Source organism: Inquilinus sp., assembly GCF_057815775.1.
On the sequence record NZ_JBYRFX010000350.1, the window covers coordinates 1 to 3819 of the forward strand.

The 3819-nt window shown below is 67.5% G+C and carries 3 protein-coding genes; 2 read left to right on the top strand and 1 reads right to left on the bottom strand.

Going from position 1 to position 3819, the window contains the following annotated elements; genetic code table 11:
• Positions 1-2047, top strand: a 2047-nt coding sequence (locus AC3XYG_RS12535; protein WP_489140170.1) for a hybrid sensor histidine kinase/response regulator, incomplete at its 5' end; no start/stop codon positions are given.
• 1 nt (position 2048) lies between these two features.
• Here AC3XYG_RS12535 and AC3XYG_RS12540 read toward each other — a convergent pair.
• Positions 2049-3050: a cation diffusion facilitator family transporter gene (locus AC3XYG_RS12540; protein ID WP_489140171.1), complete on the bottom strand. Its 1002-nt coding sequence runs from the start codon at positions 3048-3050 to the stop codon at positions 2049-2051.
• Positions 3051-3256: 206 nt separating this feature from the next.
• Between AC3XYG_RS12540 and AC3XYG_RS12545 the strand changes: the two genes are divergently transcribed.
• A partial coding sequence (locus AC3XYG_RS12545; protein WP_489140172.1) for an NRAMP family divalent metal transporter occupies positions 3257-3819 on the top strand: 563 nt, incomplete at its 3' end.

Genomic DNA, 3819 nt, shown 5'->3' on the forward strand with positions numbered 1-3819 from the left:
CGGCGGCGAGTTGATCCACAACGTCTCGATCCGCCCGCTTGGTGATGGGGCACCGCCCCGCGCCCTGATCCAGATCACGGACATCACGGCCGCCTCGCACCGCGAACAGATCCTGCGCGAGCGACAGAACGCCCGATACAATGCGGTGGTGGAAAGCGCCCCCGACGCCATCTTCACGCTCGACGCGGAAGGGCTGATCCAGCTGGCGAATCCCGCGGCCGCGCGGGAATTCGGCTACGAACCCAACGAGCTCGTCGGGCGCCCGGTCTCCGTCCTGTTCGGCGACCAGGTGGAATGGGAGATCGCGTGGCGCAGCATCATCGCGGGCGAGCCATTGGCCCGGCCGATCGACGTGATGGCCCGGCGCAAGGACGGGTCGCCGAGCTACCTCGAAGTGTCGGCCTCGCGCTGGTCGAGCGCGCCCCAGCTGTTCGTCACGGCGATCCTGCGCGACGTGAACGAGCGCCGGGCGGCGGAAGATGCGCTCCGCACCTTGAACCAGACCCTGGAGCAGCGCGTCGCCGAACGCACGGCCGACCGCGACCGGATGTGGCGCCTGTCGTCCGATGTGATGCTGGTCGCCCGCTACGATTCCACGATCACGGCCGTCAATCCGGCGTGGCTGACCTTGTTCGGTTGGCGGGAAAGCGATCTCATCGGCCGGACGCTGATCGAATTCGTGCATCCTGACGACATCCCGACGACCGTCATGGACGACCGCCGGCTGGAGCAGGGGCTGAAGACTTACCGTTTCGAGAACCGGTACCGGCACAGGGACGGCAGCTATCGCTGGCTGTCCTGGACGGCGGTGCCGGAAGACGGCCTGATCCACGCAGTCGGGCGTGACATCACGGATGAGAAGGACCGGGCGCTGGCTCTGGCGCAGGCCGAGGAACAGCTGCGGCAAGCCCAGAAGATGGAGGCGGTCGGCCACCTGACCGGCGGGGTGGCGCATGACTTCAACAATCTGCTGCAGGTCGTGGTCGGCAATCTCGAGATCCTGCAGCGCAACCTGAAATCCGATTCCGCGCGGCTGAAGCGCGCGGTCGAAAACGCCATGACCGGCGCCCGCCGTGCCGCCGTGCTGACCCAGCGCCTGCTGGCCTTCTCGCGCCGTCAGCCCCTGGCGCCGCGGGCGCTGGACCCGAACCAGCTGGTACGCGGCATGTCGGACCTGCTCAGCCGGACCCTCGGCGAGACGGTGCGGATCGAGACGATCCTCGCTGACGATGTGTTCAGGGTCGAGGTCGATCCGAACCAGCTGGAAAATGCGATCCTCAATCTCGCGGTCAATGCCCGGGATGCCATGCCCCCGGGCGGCTCGCTGACGATCGAGACAGCCAACGCCCAGCTGGATGGCGACTATGTCGAGACCAACGCCGATGTGACGCCCGGTCCCTACGCCGTCATCTCCGTCACCGACACCGGATCCGGCATGGACCGGGAGACGCTGACCCGGGTGTTCGAACCCTTCTTTACGACCAAGGAGGTCGGCAAGGGCACCGGCCTCGGCCTCTCCATGGTCTATGGCTTCGTCAAGCAGTCCGGCGGCCATGTGAAAATCTATTCGGAGGTCGACCAGGGGACGACGGTCCGGATCTACCTGCCGAAGCTGATGGGCGAGACGGCCGAGGAGATCGCCGCCGACGACCAGCAGGACCCGCCGCCGGGGTCGCGGTCCGAAACCATCCTGGTGGTCGAGGACGACGATGATGTCCGGATGTATTCGGTCGAGATCCTGCGGGAACTGGGCTATCGGGTGCTGGAGGCGCATGACAGCGCTTCGGCCCTGCGGCTGCTGGACCGGCAGGACGGGCGGGTCGACCTGCTGTTCTCCGACATCGTGCTGCCCGGCGGCGTCAATGGCGAACAGCTGGCGGAGCGTGCCCGCGGTGTCCGGCCCGACCTGAAAGTGTTGTTCACCACCGGCTATGCCCGCAACGCCATCATGCGCGACGGCCGGCTGGAAGTAGGTGTCGAGCTGATCACGAAGCCGTTCACCTATGCCGCCCTGGCGGCGCGCATCCGGGCCATTCTGGACCTGTGATTCATGCCGGGCGCGCCGGTGAAACCGAATCCATCGGTGCCCGAAGTGGCGGGCTGGGCCGCAGGAAAACCCGGGTAATCTCGGGCTGATCGCGCATCAGCCTGGCCGTCAGCTCGTCGACCGCAGCCTGCAACTCCTCCCGGGGCAGGCCGTCGTGGAAATCCACCGTCATCGCCAGCAGGATTTCCGCCGGGCCGAGATGCATGGTCAGAACTTCGACCACCCGTGCCACCCGCGGATCGGTCTCGATCGTCCGGCGCGCATTGACCACCACTGGGGCTGAGGCGCTTTCGCCGACCAGCAGGCTGCGGGTCTCGTTGCCCAGCATCGCGGCGGCGCCGATCAGCAGGCAGCCGACGCCGATCGAGGCGATGCCGTCGAAGACGGGCGCATCGAACCAGAGGGTCAGGGTCAGCCCGAGCAGCGCGATGACAAGCCCCACCAGGGCGGTGGCGTCTTCCAGCAGCACGGCGAAGATGCCGGGATCCTTGCTGTTGCGAATGGCTGTCCAGAACGCCGCATCCCGGTTGTCACGCCGGAATTCGCGCCAAGCCACCAGCAGCGAACCGCCCTCGAACAGGATGGACGCGCCCAGGACGAGGAAATTCACCCAGATCCGATGGATCGGCTCGGGTGACACGACCCGGGCCACGCCCTCATAGATCGACACCGCGCCACCCAGCATGAAGATCATCAGGGCGACGACGAAGGCCCAGAAATAATATTCCATGCCATGGCCGAACGGGTGCCGTTCATCAGCCGGCCGGGCCGCGCGGTTCAGGCCCAGCAGCAGGAGCCCCTGGTTGCCGCTGTCGACGGCGGAGTGAATCGCCTCGCTGAGCATGGCGGCGCTGCCGGTCGAGGCTGCGGCCACGGCCTTCGTCGCCGCCACGGCCAGGTTCCCGGCCAGGGCGGCATAGATCGGCCGTCGCGACCCGCCCGAAGGCGGTGCCGCCGGGTGGCTGCGCGATGGAAGCGCCCGCCGGCGCAGGTCACGCACCATCGGCGCGCGCGCTGAAGGGTCGGGGAGGAACGGGGAGCAAAGGCTCGGGCATAGAGCGGAAACGGCCTGTCGTTCGTCACGGTTCCCGTGGCCGCGGGATCGCGCGCCGGCCGGAACCAAGGTGCGTTTCGCCTCGTTGCCGCTGTGGAAGGATCAGCCGCCCGGACAGGCCCCCAGGACCCGTTCGCCCAGCCCGAAGGACCTCGATGTCCACCACTGCGCATCCTTCCCCGGCCGAGCCGAAGCCGACCGGCTGGCTGGCGAAGCTTGGCCCCGGCCTCATCACCGGCGCCTCCGATGACGATCCCAGCGGCATCGCCACCTATTCGCAGGCTGGCGCCCAGTTCGGCTATTCGCTCGGCTGGACCCTGGTGCTCAGCTTCCCGCTGATGATCGCGATCCAGGAGGCCTGCGCCCGCCTCGGCCGGGTGTCCGGCAAGGGGCTGGCGACCAACATCGCCGAAAGCTTTCCCAAGCCGGTCGGCATCGTCATCGCGTTGCTGCTGCTGACAGCCAACACCATCAATCTCGGTGCCGATCTCGGCGCCATGGCGGCGGCGCTGCAACTGCTGATCGCCGGCCCGGGCGAGCTCTACGTGATCGGTTTCGGCCTGGCCTGCGGCCTGCTCATCACCTTCGTCTCGTATGAGCGCTATTCCAGTTATCTGAAATGGCTCTGCCTGTCGGTGTTCGCCTATGTCGGCATCGTCTTCGCGGTGCATGTGCCGTGGGGCGAGGTCGCGCGCCAGCTGGTCTGGCCCAGCCTGCA